The organism is Endozoicomonas sp. ALB032, assembly GCF_049310125.1.
In the GTDB taxonomy this organism is placed as follows: Bacteria; Pseudomonadota; Gammaproteobacteria; order Pseudomonadales; family Endozoicomonadaceae; genus Endozoicomonas_A.
In genome coordinates, this window is sequence record NZ_JBLYNW010000001.1 from 2,392,054 (window position 1) to 2,411,636 (window position 19,583).

General features: G+C 48.4%; 15 protein-coding genes. 9 read left to right on the forward strand and 6 right to left on the reverse strand.

What is annotated here, in order from left to right; genetic code table 11:
- Positions 1-389: 389 nt before the first annotated feature.
- Positions 390-1,742: an aspartate/glutamate racemase family protein gene (locus tag ACO6VG_RS08595; RefSeq protein ID WP_422473502.1), complete on the forward strand. Its 1,353-nt coding sequence runs from the start codon at positions 390-392 to the stop codon at positions 1,740-1,742.
- Between the two features lie 84 nt (positions 1,743-1,826).
- Entirely contained in the window at positions 1,827-2,705 is an 879-nt protein-coding gene (locus ACO6VG_RS08600; protein WP_422473504.1) for a hypothetical protein, read from the forward strand.
- 11 nt (positions 2,706-2,716) lie between these two features.
- Here the strand turns inward: ACO6VG_RS08600 and ACO6VG_RS08605 are convergent, their stop codons facing one another.
- Positions 2,717-2,971 carry a hypothetical protein gene (locus tag ACO6VG_RS08605; RefSeq protein ID WP_422136565.1) on the reverse strand — a complete coding sequence of 85 codons (255 nt, stop codon included), beginning with the start codon at positions 2,969-2,971 and terminating at the stop codon, positions 2,717-2,719.
- Between the two features lie 327 nt (positions 2,972-3,298).
- Here ACO6VG_RS08605 and ACO6VG_RS08610 point away from each other — a divergent pair, with 327 nt between their 5' ends.
- A complete protein-coding gene (locus tag ACO6VG_RS08610) occupies positions 3,299-4,867 on the forward strand; it encodes a hypothetical protein (protein ID WP_422473506.1) in 1,569 nt (522 codons plus the stop codon).
- Positions 4,868-5,045: 178 nt separating this feature from the next.
- Here ACO6VG_RS08610 and ACO6VG_RS08615 read toward each other — a convergent pair whose 3' ends face one another.
- The 5 genes from ACO6VG_RS08615 to ACO6VG_RS08635 all read right to left on the reverse strand — a co-directional run bounded on the left by ACO6VG_RS08615 (position 5,046) and on the right by ACO6VG_RS08635 (position 11,462).
- On the reverse strand, positions 5,046-5,306 hold the full coding sequence (locus tag ACO6VG_RS08615; protein ID WP_422136567.1) for a hypothetical protein: 261 nt from the start codon (positions 5,304-5,306) through the stop codon (positions 5,046-5,048).
- Positions 5,307-5,308: 2 nt separating this feature from the next.
- Positions 5,309-6,601, reverse strand: a complete 1,293-nt coding sequence (locus tag ACO6VG_RS08620) for a lysine N(6)-hydroxylase/L-ornithine N(5)-oxygenase family protein (RefSeq protein WP_422473508.1) — start codon at positions 6,599-6,601, stop codon at positions 5,309-5,311.
- On the reverse strand, positions 6,598-8,406 hold the full coding sequence (locus ACO6VG_RS08625; RefSeq protein WP_422473510.1) for an IucA/IucC family protein: 1,809 nt from the start codon (positions 8,404-8,406) through the stop codon (positions 6,598-6,600). The genes ACO6VG_RS08620 and ACO6VG_RS08625 overlap by 4 nt, the downstream gene beginning before the upstream one ends.
- Positions 8,403-9,422 (reverse strand): GNAT family N-acetyltransferase, encoded by a 1,020-nt coding sequence (locus tag ACO6VG_RS08630; RefSeq protein WP_422136570.1) that lies wholly within the window; start codon positions 9,420-9,422, stop codon positions 8,403-8,405. The genes ACO6VG_RS08625 and ACO6VG_RS08630 overlap by 4 nt, the downstream gene beginning before the upstream one ends.
- Positions 9,423-9,539: 117 nt before the next feature.
- Entirely contained in the window at positions 9,540-11,462 is a 1,923-nt protein-coding gene (locus ACO6VG_RS08635; RefSeq protein WP_422473512.1) for an IucA/IucC family protein, read from the reverse strand.
- 101 nt (positions 11,463-11,563) lie between these two features.
- Here ACO6VG_RS08635 and ACO6VG_RS08640 point away from each other — a divergent pair, with 101 nt between their 5' ends.
- The 6 genes from ACO6VG_RS08640 to ACO6VG_RS08665 all read left to right on the forward strand — a co-directional run bounded on the left by ACO6VG_RS08640 (position 11,564) and on the right by ACO6VG_RS08665 (position 19,553).
- Positions 11,564-12,859, forward strand: coding sequence for an MFS transporter (locus tag ACO6VG_RS08640; RefSeq protein WP_422473514.1), 1,296 nt, complete (start codon positions 11,564-11,566; stop codon positions 12,857-12,859).
- A 6-nt stretch (positions 12,860-12,865) separates the two neighbouring features.
- Positions 12,866-13,252 (forward strand): hypothetical protein, encoded by a 387-nt coding sequence (locus tag ACO6VG_RS08645; RefSeq protein ID WP_422410426.1) that lies wholly within the window; start codon positions 12,866-12,868, stop codon positions 13,250-13,252.
- A gap of 228 nt (positions 13,253-13,480) precedes the next feature.
- Positions 13,481-14,311, forward strand: coding sequence for an ABC transporter ATP-binding protein (locus ACO6VG_RS08650; protein ID WP_422139700.1), 831 nt, complete (start codon positions 13,481-13,483; stop codon positions 14,309-14,311).
- The gene (locus ACO6VG_RS08655) at positions 14,311-15,216 is read left to right on the forward strand and encodes an iron-siderophore ABC transporter substrate-binding protein (protein WP_422473516.1); all 906 of its coding nucleotides are present in this window, start codon (positions 14,311-14,313) and stop codon (positions 15,214-15,216) included. Before ACO6VG_RS08650 ends, ACO6VG_RS08655 begins: the two co-directional genes overlap by 1 nt.
- Positions 15,216-17,222: an iron ABC transporter permease gene (locus ACO6VG_RS08660; protein WP_422473518.1), complete on the forward strand. Its 2,007-nt coding sequence runs from the start codon at positions 15,216-15,218 to the stop codon at positions 17,220-17,222. The genes ACO6VG_RS08655 and ACO6VG_RS08660 overlap by 1 nt, the downstream gene beginning before the upstream one ends.
- A gap of 99 nt (positions 17,223-17,321) precedes the next feature.
- Positions 17,322-19,553, forward strand: coding sequence for a TonB-dependent receptor (locus tag ACO6VG_RS08665; protein ID WP_422473520.1), 2,232 nt, complete (start codon positions 17,322-17,324; stop codon positions 19,551-19,553).
- Positions 19,554-19,583 lie beyond the last annotated feature (30 nt).

Genomic DNA, 19,583 nt, shown 5'->3' on the forward strand with positions numbered 1-19,583 from the left:
AGTATGTGCTACCTGAATCTCAGTGTGGTTTTTTTACATTGCAAGACAGCATTGGATAAACCAATAAGCTAACCTCAAGGAATAAGTACTCAGCCATACGGAATCGAATATTTCTGGCTTATTGGGCAGGTGCTCTGCAAGGCGCAACGACGGGAACATAGCAAGCTATGTGACCAGAGTTGCAACGCATCACGACTGCATGGATGCAGGAGCTAGAGCAACGCAGGAGCAGTTGCCGCGAGTGCCTGAACAATAAGTCAGAAAATATGATTTCGTATGGTTGAGTACCTCATCGTTTCTGATAAAGATAATTCCCTGCAAGCCGAGAAAATTACAGGAGAAAATAAGCCGGGACACAAGGCAGCATGAAAATTGGTTCTCAAAAAAGCATGCCTTCGAACCCAGTCGAAAAGGTCAGTAGAAAGTCTTCAGCAAAGGCAAGCACGGGCCACACCAAAGGACGCAGCGTCACAACAACCGCTCTGGTAAAGCCGCCATACTTATCCCTTGGTGAAAAAGCAAAATCTTCAAATATCGTTCAGGCATTGAGAACGGTATTTTCCTTTGGATTAATAAAAGATCGAAATATTACGGTCGTTCAACCTGATGGCACCAAGCTCAAACAATCCATTAGCATCAACCAACTGGCCAGAGAAGGATATATTAGCGTTGACCAGAAGGCACAGTTGCTGGCTTTTCAAAGCAGTAGAGAGCGAGGAGAGAAACTGGCGGCAATTCTGCAAGAGGTTGATCAGCAACTGTTGTCCACTAAGCCGCAAAAGAGTGAAACTGAGCATGACTGGACCCGGCGAGTGATTTCCGAACACAGTATTCAGCCAAGAAAAAAATACTGTCAACAACGGATCAGTCTTGAAATAGAGCCTGACCAGATAAGCTATTACAACGATCTACAGCAAACCATCGCAAAGCTCATCCCTAAGGAAAGCCAAAGGCCAACCATCGACCTTCATATCGTTGGTAAATCCGCTCGAAAAAACAATTGCCAACGTAGCCAGCTGGGGGTTCTTGGCGGTATGGGTCCGCTGTCAGATGCCAAAATAGTGACCAGAGCTTTGGATGATTTTTTCACAAAAGGAGGAGATAAAGATCATCTGGTAATGAACCTGTTTTCCTGCCCACCACCCCGGACCTTGTGGGAAGTGATTGCCAGTGGTTCCAGCTTCATAGATAACATTCGAACATTTGCAGCCCGTCGGCACCGGAGCTACGTAATAGCCAGTAATGCGGCACATGCCAAATGCCCCACATTAAAAAAACTGGGCATAAAGCCACTTTTGCATCTGGTGGATCAGATAGCGAGCAGAATTGCAAAAGATCAGGTGCCCTCTAAAAACACGACGACATTGGTTCTGGAAACGACGCAAGCTTATAAAAACAAACTTTATTCTCTGACTCTCGGGCAGCAGGGGGTAGATTCGATTAACCTGTCACAAACTGACCAGAAAGTTTTGCAACAGCTGATAGATCATACAAAGAGAACGGGGGGGAGCGATAAGCAGGAGGAGCTGTCTTCGATGATCCGTCAATACGTCAACAGTGAGAGAAAGGCAGGCAGGGAAGTGGGGCACGTGCTGTTAGGTTGCACAGAGCTACCAATGGCTCTGGGTAAAGAAAAAATGGAAGAACTCGAAGTAGAGTTACAGGTTAACCTTGTGAATACGGAGGCCGTATTCGCCGAAATATTCGCCGATAAGCTAACTGAGGCATATGTTGAAATCTGACCGAATGTTTTTTCGTGTGAGGGGGTTAAAACGAAGCTAACCTTAACACGCTTAACTCTCCTAAGGTTTAAGAAGTTCAAGCTCATGAATCACGCAAAATTTTTTAAAAGTCTTTTATTGTTCGTGCTGTCGTGTTTCGCAGGGATGCAAGTGGCTAATGCGGAGCTTAACAGTCACGCTAAGGAGCACGACGGCGTCCCCTTGTCTGTGTATAGTGCTGACTGCCCCCACAACCAGATATGCACTGGTGATATCGTGCAGATTGGCATGGCTGATTTCAGTGCGCATAGTGATATTACCATGGTCCATACTATGGTTCATGTCGCCAAGAACGCATATGACCTGTCGGAAGGTTACACTCAGATGGCTAGCATCGGATCGTTCTTGAATGGTTTCTACTATCGGGTAAAACCCGGTAAGACTTATTACTTCAGGGCTACCTACTCCTACAGAGAATCAAGTGGTCACTTGGGACGCGTCACCCGGGATTTATATTTTAAATCCAGAGATGATTCCCACAATCCGGGCGGATACGGTGAAGATGGACCCATATACGCAGGCGATCCTGGAACCATAGGGCTTCCGTCGATACCAAAATGCCACAGTGGAACGGCAGGGGAATTCTGTGCCAACCAGGTAGTGCACATCTTCTGGAATAATAATCGTGGTCAGGAAGCACGCGTAACCGACGTCGACCTTTACATTGACGGCCAACACACCAAACACGGTGACGGACCCTTCTATGGAGGCCATTTCCAGGATTTCTACTATGTACTCCCTGACTCGAAATACAGCGGAGTACCGGTGAGGTTCCAGGTTACTTGGAAAGTTTGGGGCTGGGACTCCTCTGCTCACTTTGAAAACTCGCAAATACTGGTAAGCAAATATACGCCAGAACGGGCCTCTGCATGCAAACTAAATGACCATTGGCTGAAATGCCAAGATCGTTCATCTGGTCGCTAGCTTATAAGTATTCAGCCATACGGAATTGGCTCGTTCCCACGCTCCAGAGGGTGTCGCAAAACTCCAACAGCTCGTTCCCATGCTCTGAGTTCGTCATTCCCGCGAAGGCGGGAATCCAGCGCCAACGATGGATTTCTCCCTTCTCGGGGAGGACAAGGCCAGGGGAGCACCGGGCAGTATGGTTCTGGTGGTGAGTCAGTGTGGATTCCCGCCTTCGCGGGAATGACGACTTCAGAGCGTGAGAACGAGCTGTTGAAGTTTCGCAACACCCTCCCCAGCGTGGGAATGCATATCAGACTGACAGATCACTTGAAATTAAACATGGGAACGAGTCAATTAAAGAAGTTATCCCAGAGTCAGGAAAATCTGAGCTTTTTGTCTAGAATAATCCTTTTTCTTCTATTGGAGCTTGGTTATCAATAATGAAGAATATGTGCTGTGTCTTTATTTATGGCAGCATTATTTTGTCAGCTGGCAGCCAGGCTGCAATTTCTTACGTTTCGTCAATGATCTCTGGCGTTGGCATTGAGGCGATTTTTTCCTCTTTTTTATCCGACCCTATTCGTTTGCCCAAGACTAAGGTTGTTCCGCTTTTGTTGTTTCAGAAGGGAAAAAAAGGTTCGATAGTCAGTTCGACTGTCTCTGAATGGGGAGGATTACAGCCAGATAAAGGAACGGTGTTTTCTGCCTATCCATTCGAATTAAACCGTTTTGGCAACGAAAACAGGGAACAGTCTAAAACCGATGTTAAATCACCATCACCGCAGCATAAGCGACAAAGTAAAAAGCAAAGTAATAAAGGGCAGAGTAGTTCTGGCTATTCAGATTCCTCAAGCTCTGGTGCAGCATCAGCATCGGCTTTCGGAAACGATGAGAGTTATGTCAGGCATCTTGAAAAACTGAAAGAAATACTTAAGGCTGCTGAAAAGTCATTGAAAACAATGGATCAGAAAAAAAATATTGATGACTTTTATGCAGAATTGCAGGAATTGTATCGGGCAAACCCCAATCTTTTGGAAGAAAAAGGTTTCCTGGAGAACAAGGAATACCGTTGGAAAGGGATTTTGAGGCTGCTTCAGCTTCATTTTCCCGGAAAGCTGGAAAAAGGTGAATTGACACATATTTCATTAGACTATCCTGCGTTTAAGACATTGCCAGCAGTCTTAATCAGATTATTTACCGAAGTTGTGCTCCCTGAGTCTGAGTTACCTGAAGGGTTGCCCAACTATGAGCCAGCTGACAGACTTGTGGGTACTGCCAAGCCGAACATTATAAAACTCATGAATGTTTATCTTGGTTCCCATCAGTGTCTTCGTCAGCTACTTGCATTGTTTATAACCCAGCTGCCATTCATTACTGTAGAAGAACCAAAAAATTATGTTTTTCAGGATAAAACAGGTCATGTCTGTGTTGTTTCTACCAGGAGAAATAGTGAAGGGCATTATCAGTTTTTTTTCGTTGATAGTCTGAGTACTTTTAAGCGCTTCCAGGCAGAAAAAACTTATTCACCCATGTCGCATTTTGTCGGTTTAGCGTTGACGCTGGCGATAAAATATCACGGCTTCACTGATTCCCGTTTTTATTTTCTGCCTCGACGTCAGGTTACTGACTTTGGTTGTGAGTCATTTATGATGCACGATTTGGAAACATTGTTGGAATTCCCTGTCTTGGATCAAAACGTTTATTATGCGGACAAAGAACCCCTTACTAAAGACATTACAATGTCGTTTTTTTTGCAGATAATGTATCTGGAGTCGGCCAAACAATTGGGTCGATTAGTAATTAATGGTGAGATTAAGGACTTTATCGAAACAGCAGACAAACCTGCCTTTGATGCGCTGGACCTCGACTTCTTTATTGTTATGGCACTCCGAACCTGGAAGGAATCGGGGTTGGAACCAGATTTGGTTCAATTGTATCAGTTACGCCAGTTTCCTCTGAGGTTTGCACACCTGACCCAGGGACAGCAGAATCTGAATCGGTTGCTGGAGCAATTTCCTGAAGAACGTCAAAAGGAGGTGAAGCAGGTGATCGATGAAACTCGGGGCCTGTTAACCGTCGATGGAACTCTCCGTAACAACGTGAATCTGGCTGCTACTCTACTGTCGATGAAATTAAATATTGAGTTGTTGGACAGGGACTGCCAGGGGCAGAGAAAATAAATCAGCGATGGCCGCAGTTATTGCCTATAACAAAGGAGCAGAGAGATTAATTGTACTTAGGAGAAGGCGTTTTTTTTAGCATAATTGGTCATAGCAAACTTTACTTTCATACGATTGAAGCAATCATTAATGCCTACGGAAATTATATTGGAATGCCTCTCAAGTACTATGAGGTAATTTATAGAAATGATGAACCACCGCCTCCTCCTTCCGCAGGAGCAGCTTCAGCCATGTAACAGGGGATATACGGACATAAAGATCCCGGTAATCGTTCAACAAAGTCATGAAGTTCATTTGCGCGACGGAGTTCGGGAGCCGAGGTGGTAGACGGGTTTTTACTGAGTGCAGGAATGAACTGGATGACGATCAGTAAAACAGCAATGACGCCGACCAGTCCTACAAAATAATTACCCGTCTTTTTCAGGGTCGTTGAAAACAAATTTACCACCCAATCAAACTGCCTGGTTGACTGATTGAGAAAACTTCCCGCTTTGTCAGATCATTGATGATGCTTGCTGATCGCCAAGCGGTCAGACTCAGTTGTGGCTCTGCAATACCATGACTGTGCAGACCTGCGTTGACGGCGTAAATGCTTCTGTTGTCCGGACCATCCCAATCAACGGCAAAGCTGGAAGAAAGTTTGAAACGCTGGTGTTCGTCAAGGTTCAATCTGGACTGAATTGGCTCCAGATAGCGGGGCAGTAGATTCTGAAAACCTGTACAAAGAATGACGATATCAGCAGAGAGCACTTCATCCTCTGAAGACAGCGAATTGGTGAGCTTGAGGTCGTAAAAGCCACTCGAAGATTCAGACATGGCCGTGAGGGTCCGGTCAGGCAGCAGTTTCCAGTTTACCTGACTCCGGGACAAGTAGGTGCGGTCATAAAGTTCCCGGTAGATTTCCAGCAGGTATGCAGGCGTAATGCCGTCGCTGGCCAGCTTCTGATATTTGACAATGGTTTCTTTTTTTTCCTCAGGCAGGGATAAAAAGCGGCTAACATAGCCGGGCGTAAAATATTCATTGGTAAATGGACTTTCATCCAGAGGCTCAAAGCTGGCCCGGCGGGAAATCCACTGAATCTCATCAGCTTTACCCCATTGTTCACGCAGACAGTTAAGGAAGACTTCTGCACCCGTCTGGCCGCCCCCAATAACGGCAACCTTTTTGTTGCGAAGATCAGGCTGGCGGGTCATCAGTTCGCTGGCATGGAAGCAATGCCTACCCACCAGAGCTCGAGCGCAATCAGGTATGCAGGGTACTTTGCCTGTTCCCAGACATAGATTACGAGCTTTAACCTTCTCCTTGTCCGAGCGCAGCACGAAGCTACCCTCTTCAAAGCTGACTTCCCTGATCTGCGAGTCAAACTGCAAAGACTCCAGGTTTTCTGCGACCCAGTTCATGTATTCGACAAATTCGCTGCGGCTGATCACCATCTTTTCAGTGGCTAAAAAAGAATAAAACCGTCCCTTTTCCACCAGGAATGACAAGAAAGACCAGCGACTGGTGGGTTGTACAGCAGTTACCAGATCTTTCAGGCAGGAGGTCTGCATATGAGCACCAGGCAACATAAGCCCCGGGTGCCAACCGAAGGCGGGTCTTTTGTCAAAGAAACGGACCTTTAGCTCGGGAAGACTGTCCAGCAGTGCTGCAAGACTCAGGTTGAACGGGCCAGATCCCAGTCCGGCCAGATCCAGAGGGGCGGTTTCATCTTGGTAGTGTGTAAAGTTCATCATTCTTCCCTGAGTGTTATTGCCAGAGGGTTCTTGAGAGGGGTTCCCAGTTCTGGCAGAGGGCGTTCGCTGGTGTCGCCATAGCCGAGTTTGAAACGAACCCGGTTCAGACAAACCCGTGCCATTTCCGGTGTGAACAGATCAAACAGTTTGAAGCGATCTTCCAGTTCGGGATGTGCCTTCATATACGACTTAAGTTGTTCACCCAGCAACTGGTAGAAACGGGACTCGGAAAAGCCTTTTTCGGCCAGACAGGCAGAGATAAAGCGAAGAACAGTCACAAAGTGACCGGTCTGCAAGTCGTGAATAAGGTGAGCAGCAGGCAGGCGGGCAGTGACTGAACGGGCGTAATCACTCAGAGTGTCAAGTTCAGGGAAGTCCTGATCGATCAGTCTCAGGTCACCCTGAAAATCCTTCAGCGCTACTCTGACTGGCAGATGATTATCCAGAACCAGAGTAATATTCTGGCCATGAGCCACCAGACCAACACCGTATTTACACAGCAGGTGATAAAGAGGAACCACCACCAGATCAAAAAGCTTTGATAACCACTGTTCTGTTGTTAATCCCGAACGATGAATGTACTCGCAAATCAATGGATAGCCATAGCCGTCTTTCTGGAACAGGGTAGAGATCAGGATAGCCCGTTCCGATTCTTCGGTTTTAGCGTGAACACTCTGACGCCAGATGCAGCCCAGCATTTCATGATAACGGTAGGGAGCATCCGCTATCTGTTGGAACTGAGGGTTTGGATAAAAAGCCCCGGCAGGCTCTTCCAGAATAATGGTTCTGCGGTTGCACAGGGTTGGATCAGACGCAGCTATTTCAGAGAGCCAGCTCGAAACCATGGGACCTGCCTGGATATATCGACCGGGAATACCCCGGTAGCAGGAGGTATTTAAAATCGAGAGTGGCAGTTTGATGTTCAGTTGCTCTGGTCGCTTCTTATTGGACAAAGTTCGAAGAGACTGTTGTGGAAGCATGGGGTCTCCATAGCTTCCCAGATGAACGATGTGACCTGTAGCAATTTCAGAAGCGAACAGGTTGACCAGACGGTTGCGCCATTGCCAGGGGTGCACCGGCATAAGGAAAAAGTGGCTTGAATCAATATTTAGTTGACGACAGCGGACGTTCAGATCTGCCTGCTCCCTGCTGTTAAGAACAGCGCTGATCAGATCATTTTCCTGAAGGTCGACGGCCAGAGAGAGCCTACAGTTTTCACGGCTCAATGCCACCCACTCAAGTTGGATTTCGGGCAGAAACTCAGTGGCGTAATCCTGATAATCCTCCTGTCCCCAGCCGAGGCGTCCTTTGCTGACGGTGACTTTGGGATGGCCATCCAGATAACATTGCAGTTCGTCATCCTCCAGCTCAGTCAGTTCGGCTGCACTTTTCTGGTGATAGTTTTTCTGAACCTGTACCTCGGCCATCAGCGTATTGGCCAGTTCTTCGAGGAAGTTTGCCAGTGTTGCTGAGTCCAGTCCCAGCTCCTCCCTGGCGTCTATAAAAAACTGACTGACTTCCAGTGCTGAGTCGATGCAACTGTCCAGATAGCTACGGGAAATGGACGCAGTATCCACTATTAATTGATCCCAGATGGTTCTCCAAGCATAAAAGCGATAGTTCACGCCGCTTTTCAGTTCAAGGATAAACAGTCCGCCACTCACTTCTTCAGGAGCAATTGCTTTGGGGATGATGGCTTCTTCCCAGCTCAGCTCACTGAGTGTTTTTGCTAACAACCGACGGTTAGCTTTCTGCCAGAACTCAAGGCACTGATTGACAGGTAAAGCCGTAACAGCCTGATTCATAACCGGATCTCCTGGAAGAAACTCTCCCGGTAACAGTTGACCAGTGCCGCACGTTTGTGAGGGAAGTCAAACTCTTTGACCAATGACCAGCCAGCGGGACTCAACAGCTTCAGCAATCTCTTGTTGTCAGCTCTGGGCTCTCCCACCAGACGAGTCGTTCGGGGCTCGTCCAGGAACAGGAAGTGAGTAATGCACTTTGTCCAGCTGTTGGAATATCTCTCGCCCAGAAATTCCAGATTCCCTACCAGAAGGTGAAAGCCACGATCCCAGGGCTGGCAATCGTAGTAGGGAGCAATACGGTCTTCCAGAGCCCAGTAGAGTTCGAAATACCCGAAAGGCTCTCCGTTGATGCACCCGATCATTGGCCAGGTTCTCCGGTCTTTCAATGCTGACTGAAGATAGGCTGTCAGTTCTTCCCGGCTCTGGGCCATCTCCCAGAACTCTGCGACACGAGGCTGATTCATCCATTCATGGAAGAGATCAAGATCCTGGTCCGGATCAAGGGTTCTGAAGGAGACAGTGAGGTCATTTTGATAGTCATAACGCTTATAAACGACACCTTTAGGCTGTTCCTGACGAAGTGGATGCGTGACAGCTTTTTCGTTTTCAGTCCAGATTTCAGGTATCGTCTGATGATCTCTCTGATAGTGCCAGAGTGTTCGGTCCTGATAGAGGCCTGAGCGATAACAGGTAGCTTCCTTTGAGCTTTCTTTATGGCTGTGTATCAGCTGATTATCTTGAAGCCTTTCAGCCAACGAAGCTGCAACCTGAATTTGGAAGAGATCCGGATTGCGGGAAAACAGGTAATCCAGACTGGCTGCAATAAGGTGATTGGGCACATTCTCAGGGAGATCGGATTCGTTAGCTGCAGTTATTAAGGCACTATCCTGCTCCGAGATTTTTAACAGCAGAGATTGATTGTTGTCATGCACCGTCAGGCTATTGGATGACAGTAATTGCAGAGAAATCTTGCAGTCTGATGCCCCTGGCAGGGTAATCGTTGTTATTTTAGTCATTGCTCTTCCGTAAGAGTGAGTCTGAGTAGCCTTGTGCGAAGAAAAACAAGGTGCGTCATGCTCAAATATGAAAATGGCATTGCAAAATGTTTTTCACGATAAAATTAATGGGGTGTATTACCGGACAACCTCACTGAATGCCTGCAAGGGGTTTCTCATGGAGTGATAGACATCCATCGGGTTCTTTAATGTGTTCTCGTTAATGTTGCAGTAGGTGCAGTAAAAGTTACCTTTTGACCAGAGCTCTCTGCTATCGAGCATGTAATCAAGGCAGCTGGTGTCCCGGCGGCCCTGCTTGCGCAGGTTGTCCAGAAAACGGTAGAGGGAGGACAGAAGCTCTTTCTCCGGAAGAATATTGCTGGCTCCCAACACGCTGATAACACCAAAGGTGGAATTAATCAGCAGATAGTAAGTAAATAGCCGGTTGCCAAGCTGTTCACTGACGTGGTGCTCTTTTTCTTCATCAGCCAGAGGCAGGTGTGCTTGCAAGAGTTCTCTGGCCAGGCGGCTGTACCCCGTGCCCTGACAGTCGCGGAAATAGACGGTTTCCGGGTAACCCTCTGGCATTCTGAGCAACAGGTTTTGTTGATGTGCGCCCATTAGCAGACCAAAGTCTGATTGAGCAACGATCATGGGCTCTAAAACTTTGGAAAGATATTTTCCAAACCACTTTTGTGCGACAGCTTCAGGCCTGGCCCTTTCCTTTACAGCTAATTCCCGGATCAGAGCAATCAGTCTGGGCTCACCTACCGGGTTGTCCTGGGTAAGACTGGCCAGTAACTCAGTGCACTGGTTGACGGTTTCCCGGTTGAAAGGATTTTCCCGAAGCACCATCATGGTTTCAGGCAGCACCTGGCCGTCTTCTCCCTTGATGGCGGCATGAGCCGGTTCGGTAATGATTTCGAAGTCCGGATAAAGGCTTTTCAAATCACTGCCTAAAGGCGTCTGGTATTTCACCTGATGGATTTCCTTGCCCCGAATCACTTCTTTGGGCAGCAGGTGACGTATCGAATTAGTCAGTTTGACGCTGAGTGAATACTTCAACATCAAGGAGGCGTGTATTCCATGGATCGCCCGTACTGAAGAAGTAGCACGCCATTGGCTACCATGCAGACCATAGTTAATAATTTGGCCTTCACTGAGCAACTGCCGTATATAAGCATTCTTTAACCATTGCTGAGCCTGCCAGGGGTGAGCGGGTAACAGGGTGTGGTGTTCGGGAATGTCTTCAGGAAAACGACCGGAGAACTCCGGATCTTCAGAAGCCAGTTGGCGAGTCAGTTCATGGAATGAATATTCATGAACACTGTCTGCTTCCAGCAGGTTGGCATCAATAGAAAACCAGTGCAGCTGGAAGCTGTTTCCGTATTCAGGAATATAGCGCTGTGAGTCTTCTGCGGTAAATTGATCGCGACTTTTGGGGGTAGGGTGAACGGAGTGACCTGCCAGCAGGGCTTGCTCTGAAGATTGAAAATCTGTGCAGCCGGAAAATAGTTGGTCAAGTTCGTTTTTTCTTAATTCAAGAACAGACGCCATATTCTCAACGCTTCTTTTAACACGATTAAAAAACAGTTGTCTCTGCCCGGCGTCACTGTTCCATAAAGCATTGTCTTTAACGATTAACTGAACACTTTCAGTGAAGGATAAATCAGTGATGGTGTTGTTTTTTTGGTTAACCAGGGCAATGGGTTTGCAGAACTGATGCCTGCCGCTGATGGATAAATATTTAATATAAATCAAAAGCCGACAGTCGCTTTTGTTCAAGGGGATTGAAGCAGTGGCTTCAGCGTCAACAGGCGGCTGCCAGTCTGAACTTATTGATTGACCGCTCAACCACTTCTTGTGGCTACCAACAGGCTCTAATGACCAGTCTTTCCATTCCCTGAGCAAGGCATTAAAAAAGCAGCCAGCACTCAGGCTTTCAGCTTGCTCATGACTATTGCAGTCGTACGTAAGCTCATGTCCGAACCTTTTATAGGATGAATCGTATACAGCTTTGATGGTTGTGGTTTCTAAAAGCGGTGTGGACACTGATTTCATTCTCCAGAATGATCTTATTATTCAGCACATAATTTGGAAGACCTTAATTACTGTTACGAGGATTTTATTTAAGGTCTGGCTCAATAGGGCTTGAATTGTAAATGAGAATTGTTATCATTTGCAACAGATCACAACAACAAACATCAACCATGCAACAAAATGAGCTTGGCCCTGTTATAGCAAAACCCGTTTATGAGACCGGAGACTCCATCAAAGAGTTCAGCCAGTTTGGGTCGGTATTTATGCTCGGTGCCGGGCAGACGACGCTATTGATCTGCCTGCCAGCCATTGCTGAAGAAACCGGTTTAGGTTATGGCCTGCTGACGGCCATGGTGGCACTGGGAACCTGTCTGTTTATTTTCACTTCGCCCCTGTGGGGAAGAATAAGTGACCGTTTTGGACGCAAGCGAGTGGTTCAGTCCGGGCTCTTTGGTTTTGCGGCCAGCTTTTTACTGCTGGCATTCGCGCTTCACGGTCTGGGCTCTGGTCTGCTGAGCAGAGAGTTGGCCATTGGTTTGATGTTTTTCGCCAGGACTATTTATGGTCTATTGGTATCGGGTTTGTATCCAGCGGTTCAGGCCTGGGTTATAGACGACAGTAATCATTCTAACAGACTGCCTGGTCTAAGCCGGATTACAGTCAGTATAAATGCCGGGCGTCTCATAGGTCCTGTGATTCCGGCAATGTTGATTTCCCAGGGCAGCCTGTTTCCTGTTTTAGCACTGGTAGTTTGTGCTATCCCCTTGCTAATACAGGTCTCAATATTAACCAATGACAAGCCTTCAGAAGTCAGGCAAGAAAAAGGTAGCGAAGAAAAGAACCCGTTCAGGCAAATGCTGAAATCACTCTGGCCTGTTTTGCTGGTGGCCTGCTCTGTAACAACGCTCTTTGGCCTGTTGCAGTACCTTATAGGTCCTATTTTGCAAGAGCGTTTTTCTTACGACGGAGTATCAGCATCAAGAGTACTTTCGATGCTCATGATGGTAGCCGCTTTTTCGACGGTGGTTGCTCATTTGTTGGTATCTCGTTTTGCTCAGGGCAGGCTGATTCTGTCATTAAAAGTCGGCAGCGTTTTATTACTGTTCGGTAGTTTCCTGCTGATCACCTCCACTCAACTGATATGCCTGATATTCGGACTGGTCATCAGTGCCGCTTCGATTGCATTACTGACGCCTGCTTACACGACACTGGCGTCAGAACAGGTAGGTCAGCAGGGCGTTCTGACAGGAACCCTCGCTATGATTCATACCCTCGGATATACCATGGGAGCGCTTCTGGCCGGACTGGGAGGATCACTGGGCATTCAGATGGCAGAAGTTTTCTGCATTTTTCTGGCTGTTCTGCTTCTGATGATTTCCTTTTTATTAGTTGAATCTCCAAAGAAACGGAGTTGTTAGGTTTACATGAACTCAATTCAAATGGTGGGCTGGCCCATTGTCACAGTCAGCTTTAATCGCCCGGCCTGCGACGATGATGCTCGCCAATGGCTAGTCGACCTTTCTGAGCTGCTGGCAAGAGAGCAGCCATTCAGTCTCATTATTCAGGCAAAGCCCAACAGTGAGTTTTCACCGGAAGCCAGAAGAGAACTAGGGCTCTGGTTTAAAGAGAACAGGATAAAACTGGGGGCGTTTTGCCGTGGTATTGCCCGGGTTGTGCTTTCCGAACAGGAGGGTGACAGAGTGGTCAGTGACAACATGAAAAAGGCTATGCCTTTTCCCATGGTGTCCTGTCTCGATTTTGATCAGGCTCGTGACTGGGCGATTGAGCGGTGCCATCAAACGGCAGTTTAAGCTTGATGGTGTAAATAATAACTATTATCATTCGCAACCATTGTCCATTGGTTGAGCCAATGGCTATCAGGATTGTACGACTGCATCAGGACAATATCAGGCAGTCTGAAATTGAAAAATAATTATTCAGTGAATGGTCAGTCCGGCTCAGCAGAGAGTCCGGGAGCTTGCTTCAGTTGTCTGACAGTAAAGCGATCACACTTCCACAGAACAAAAGAAACTGAGGCCATGGAGCAGACCCTAACGCTTGACCAGGCGTGTTTGCGGGTGGGAACAAAAACCATTCTGCAACCAACCCATCTTGACATCACGCCAGGAAAAATAACCGCTATTCTCGGACCCAATGGCTCGGGTAAGAGTAGCCTGCTGAAATTGCTCTCCGGTTTGCTTGAGCCCAGTGAAGGGCGGGTGCTTTTGGGAGGGCAGTTGTTGAAGTCACTCCACCGTAAAGAACTGGCTAAAAGCCTGGCGTTGTTGCCACAACACTCACCGGTTCCACTTGGTATGTCGGCAACGGATCTGGTGGCTTGTGGCCGATACCCCTATGCAGGTCCATTCGGGCGATTGAAAAAAGAGGATCACAGGGCCGTCAGTTCGGCACTCTCCAGAGTCGGTATGGATCATTATGCCGGTGAACTGGTTGATCATCTCTCCGGTGGTGAAATGCAGAGAGTCTGGCTGGCCATGGTGCTGGCCCAGGAAACCGGCATTTTACTTCTGGACGAGCCAACCTCATGGCTGGATATCGCTCATCAATTGCGCCTGCTGAATATTGTCAGACAGCTCAATGATGAAAAGCAGACCACCATTATCTGGGTACTTCACGACCTGAATCAGGCCCTTCAGTACAGCGACGAAATAGTGCTGATGGATCAGGGGCAGGTGATTAGAACAGGTGCAGCTACAAAGGTACTGGATAAGCGCATTATCTCGGATGTATTTGGGGTAGAGACCTGGGAAGTGCAATTGGAAGGAAGAAAAGAGTCGCTCTTTTTGCCCTTGGGTGAGCGTCAGGCTGAGCCCGTGATCCATCGTGTTTTGAGCAAGGAAGTCGCCTGATGTTTGCAGTCCTGAAAAAAAGCTGTTGTTGCCTGCTGTTTACATCGGTAGCAGCGATGGCTTCAGTCACTGAACCCGATCTGGCCGAAACCCCGGAAAAGATTGCAGCACTGAACTGGACCCAGGCTGAAATGCTGCTCACCCTCGGTGTCGTACCTGCAGGGGTGACTTCCATAAAGGGTTATCGGGAGTGGCAGTCCGATGATCCGGTTATGCCGGCAAGTGTTACCGAACTCGGGCAGAGAGCTGAGCCGGGTCTGGAAGCCATAGCGGCTCTCAAACCGGATCTTATTCTTGGCTATAAATGGCGTCATAGTCGTATAGTTTCAGAGCTTAAGAGCATTGCTCCAACCGTTCTTTATTCCCAGTACCCGAGCCAGAAAGATCCTTTGGATTATTTTCTGAGAATGCAGGGTATTTTTCGTTCAGTGGCACATATTCTGGGGCGCGAAGCTCTGGCAGAAAAGAGACTCAGGGAAATGGAGTCTGAGCTGGAACAGGCCCGCAATATGATCAAAGCAGCGGGACTCTCCGGCCAGAAAGTCGTTGTGGGTAAGTTTGTCGGTATGGGACTGGGACTTCGAGTCTACGGCGATTTGTCTCTGGCGGGTGCCATTGTTAACAGGATTGGTCTGGAAAACAGCTGGCACTCTTCATTGCCCGGTCGGGATTTTACCCATGTTGACCTCCTCAAACTGACCACTATTGGCGACGCCAGTCTGATCATTATTGGCAGTCAGCCTGAAAATCTGCCAACGATGGCGCAATCATCGGTTTGGAATGCCCTTCCGGCTGTTAAAGAAGGCCGGGTCTATTATCTGCCCGCACTCTGGTCATATGGTGGCCCTGAGTCGGCTGCTCGAATGGCCAAGGCTTTTGCCCGTTATCTGGCTCCGGAGGTGTGATGTTTACTCTGGAGTCTGTATACAGTTTTTATGAAGGCGTTAAAAAGACGGCAGTGACATTGTTTTTGTTCATCCTTCTGGTCACTGTTTCCCTGACAGTGGGGCCTGCCGGCATTGATCTTGATTTGTTGAATGGATTGCCGTTCCTGCAGCAACCCGCCGATCATGCTATGGCCTCTGAAATAGTGACCTGGCTCCTTCTGCCAAGAACATTGATGGCATTGTTATGCGGTGCCGCACTGGGGGCAGCGGGTGTGTTGATTCAGGGAGCGACAAGAAATCCCTTTGCCAGTCCGGCAACACTGGGAGTGAACTCCGGGGCCATGCTCGCCGTAGTGCTGGGAACTGTTCTGTTGCCTGAACTGACCGACCAGTACCCAGTTGTTGTCGCCTTTGCGGGTGCTGCGCTTACCACTTTACTGGTGTTCAGGCTGGCCACAGCTATCAGTGATTCACCGGTTAACCTTGTTCTGATTGGCATGGCCATTACCCTGTCACTGGGTGCTCTCAGTGCCGGTATTCTGATGTTTTTCGAGAATCGTCTGGAGGGCCTGTACACCTGGGGGGCAGGGAATCTTGCCCAGTTTGACTATCAGGCTATCAACAGCAGCTGGCCGATCTTTACCCTGATGATTCTCTTTGCCACATTGCTGGCCCGACGTCTGGACCTGATTGAGTTGGGCAGAGATCAGGCCGAGAGTCTGGGGATAAATGTAAGACGAACCGTTGGCTTGTCGCTGGTGATTGCTCTGCTTTTGTCTGCCACTGTCGTCAGTCAGGTGGGAATGATCAGTTTTATTGGTCTGATTGCCCCGCACATTGCCCGTGGTCTTGGTTATCGCTCAGCATGGAAACGTCTGCTGGCGGCCAGCCTGACAGGTGCATTGCTGCTACTGGGTGCAGATGTGCTGGCCAGAATGATTCCTTTCCTGATGTCCGAAGCCCATTACAGTATCCCGGCCGGAGCCATGACAACGGTTGTCGGCGCACCTTTCATGATTTTCCTGTTGAGCCAGCGTAAAAGGATCAGCAATTTGGCCAGAGCACCCGGTGAGACAGGAATACGTGCTCTGTTTCACGTGTCTCCGGTAAAAGTCCTCTGGGTTCTGCTGTCCTTAGTGCTGGTCGCTTTTTACTTCAGTCTGTTCAGCGGCCTTGACCGGTCCTGGATCGACCTGCGTTGGCCCAGAGTTTTAACGGCAGCTTTTGCCGGAGCTGCACTGGCTGTCTCTGGTCTGGTTCTTCAGACCCTGATGAGAAATCCTCTGGCCAGTCCCGATGTTTCTGGTCTGACGACCACGGGCGTTTTGTTTGTGGTCCTGGGCTCTGTCATGGTGCCTGGTCTTGAGCGTCTGGACTTGCTCATGCTGTCGATGTTTGGCAGTGGTTTTGCCCTGCTTCTTTTAATGGCCCTCAGTCGGATGACCGGGTTTAATCCCCAGCTTTTTGCCCTGGCTGGCCTCTGTCTTTCTGCGGTTTCGGCAACGCTGATCAGCGTAGTGATGGTGCTGGGCAGTAATCAGTCCAGCGAGGTGCTTGTATGGCTTTCAGGCAGTACCTATGCAGCCAGCAGTGAGTTGGTTTATCTGTTGTCTTCTGGTGTCTTAATCCTGATACCCATGTTTATGCTGATGTGGCGAAAGCTGGACATTCTTCAGTTGGGCGCCTCCTGGCCTTCCCTGCTGGGCATCAGAGTAAAGGCTTCAGTGTATCTGCTGATGCTGCTGGTCGCCCTTTTGAGTGCAACCAGTGTTGCGACAGTGGGAGGTATTTCTTTTATCGGGTTGATGGCGCCCCATATTTGCCGCGTCACCGGCATGTCAAGCCACAGACATCTGATTCCGGCTACTGCCATGACGGGCGCTTTGCTGCTGGTCATCAGTGACTGGCTATCACGATCGTTGATGGCTCCTTTTGAAATTCCTTCAGGTCTTCTGGTCTCAGGAGCCGGTGGTATTTATTTCATCCTTTTACTGCTCAGTGGCAAATACGTCCAAAGTCGTTAAATAACCTTTTTGAAAAAATCAGAAACCTGCGGGAAGCGGGCTTGGAACAAGAACAGGGATCTAATGAGAATGATAATCAAACACAGGGAAAGCTAACCTATGAAAACAAATAAAACGCCTCTTGCCATCGCTATAACCATGGCGTTGGGAAGTCAGAATGCTTTTGCAGAAGGCAATGATTCCGTGACCCGGCTGGAAGAAGTCGTTGTTACCGCTTCCCGCTCTGAAGCCAGTATTTCTGATGTTTCCGGGACCGTACAGGTCATCAGTGGTGAAGCAGTGGCCCAGCAGAGCGTGTCCGGTCAGAAACTGGCTGATATTCTTGAACGGCTGGTCCCTGGCTTTGGTCCCAGCACTCAGACGGTGACCGACAGAACCCAAAGCGTCCGTGGTCGTAAGGCTCTGGTTTTGATTGATGGCATTGCTCAGACCGAGAACCGTCAGATCAGTCGCCAGCTCAGCATGATTCGTCCTGAAAACATTGAACGTATTGAAGTGATTTCCGGTGCCAGCGCAATTTATGGTGGTGGTGCGACCGGCGCTGTTATCAACCTGATCACCCGTAAGCCAGCCGAAGGCGATATCCAGTTTGCTTCTGAAGCCGGCATCAAGGTATCTGGTGACGAGCTGAGCAGCTATACCCTGAATCAGAGTATCAGTGGCAGTAACGGTAATTTTGATTACCTGTTCAGCGGAACTTACGAGAGTCGTGATGGCATTTTTGATGCCGATGGTGACCGGGTTAACCCGGACCCCTCTCAGGTCAGCCGAAGCGATACCGATACCAAAGATGTTCTGGTGAAACTGGGTTATGACTTCAACGCGGAGCAGCGCCTGGAGACGACACTGCAATATTTTGATGATCAGATGGATTCTGATTACGCGCCCGACATTTCCTCTCTGATCACTGGAGATGCTGCTGACGCACCACCACCTGTTAAAGGGTTGCAGCTGGAAGATCAGCCTTACAGCAAGAGAAATTCCATTGATCTGATCTACAGTGATGCTGACTTTTTAGGCAATAATTTTCAGTTGCAAACCTACTATCGTGAGCGTGACGCAAGGTTCTTCCCTTACCCGAATATGTTAGGTTCCACGATATCCCCGGGCACTACTTTTGTTAATCAGTCGACGTCTACCTCAGAAGTCTATGGCTTGAAGCTGCTTCTCGACAGGGCTCTGACCGATACGTTCAGAATCTCCTACGGTATTGACTACGATGTTGACAAAGGCGAACAGAGAGGACAACTGCACGATCTGCAAAAGTACATTGACAGTGGCGGCACAGTTATTGAACCGACAGGATCTTCCTATGAATACGGTCCGGATGTCGATGCCAAGACCCTTGGGTTTTACTTGCAGACCGCCTGGGATATTACCGAACAGCTGACCATGAACGCCGGTGTTCGTCACGAGCGCGCTGAATTGGATATTGCTGACTACACTCCGTTAGCAGAAACCTGGTTTTTGCCTATTTTGTTTCCTAATGCAGATGTAACTGTATTAGAGGGTGATGTCAGAAAGTATGACGATACTCTATTTAACGTTGGTCTGGTCTATCGGCTGAATGGCAGCAATGAAGTGTTTGTTAACTACTCTCAGGGTTTTGAAGTCCCTGATGCTTCAAGGATTTTAAGGGATGTGATTTCACCAGACAGTATTCTGGCCATAATCCCCGGTCTGCCGTTGAATTCTACCGATATCTCACAAGCGAATCTGGATGCCATCAAGACTGACAGCTATGAACTGGGCTGGCGCGGACGTTTTGACGACCTGCTGGCCAATGCCTCTGTCTTTTATAACGAGTCTGATAAAACCATAGACTTTAATGAAGATTACAATGTGGACCTGCTGGACCAGCAAAAGAAAGTTTACGGCTTTGAAGGCTCCCTGGAATACTTCGTCAATGATTACTGGAGTGTCGGTGGCAGCTACGCCTTCACAGAAGGACGCAGCTACTACGAAGAAGTGGGCAAATGGCTTGACCTGCAGGCAGCCGATGTCTCTCCTGAAAAGTACGTGGCCTATGTCACCTACGATCAGGAAGATATGAGTATACGTCTGCAGTCGACAACCTTTGCCGATTACGACAAAGGCAAGAAAGTGTCTGGTGGTAATGTCGTAAGTTATGAGGTTGACGGTTATACCACTGTTGATCTGCTGGCTTCCTTCGCTATGCCCGTGGGCACTCTGAAAGCAGGTATAACCAACCTGTTGAATGAGGACTACGAAACGGTCTACAGCCAGTGGGCTGGTGACACTTACAATGGCATCAGTGCTCATAATGCAGAAGGTCGTGCTTACACTCTGAGTTATCGCGTAGAGTATTAAGCAGGAAAAGCGGCCAGGCAAAACCTGGCC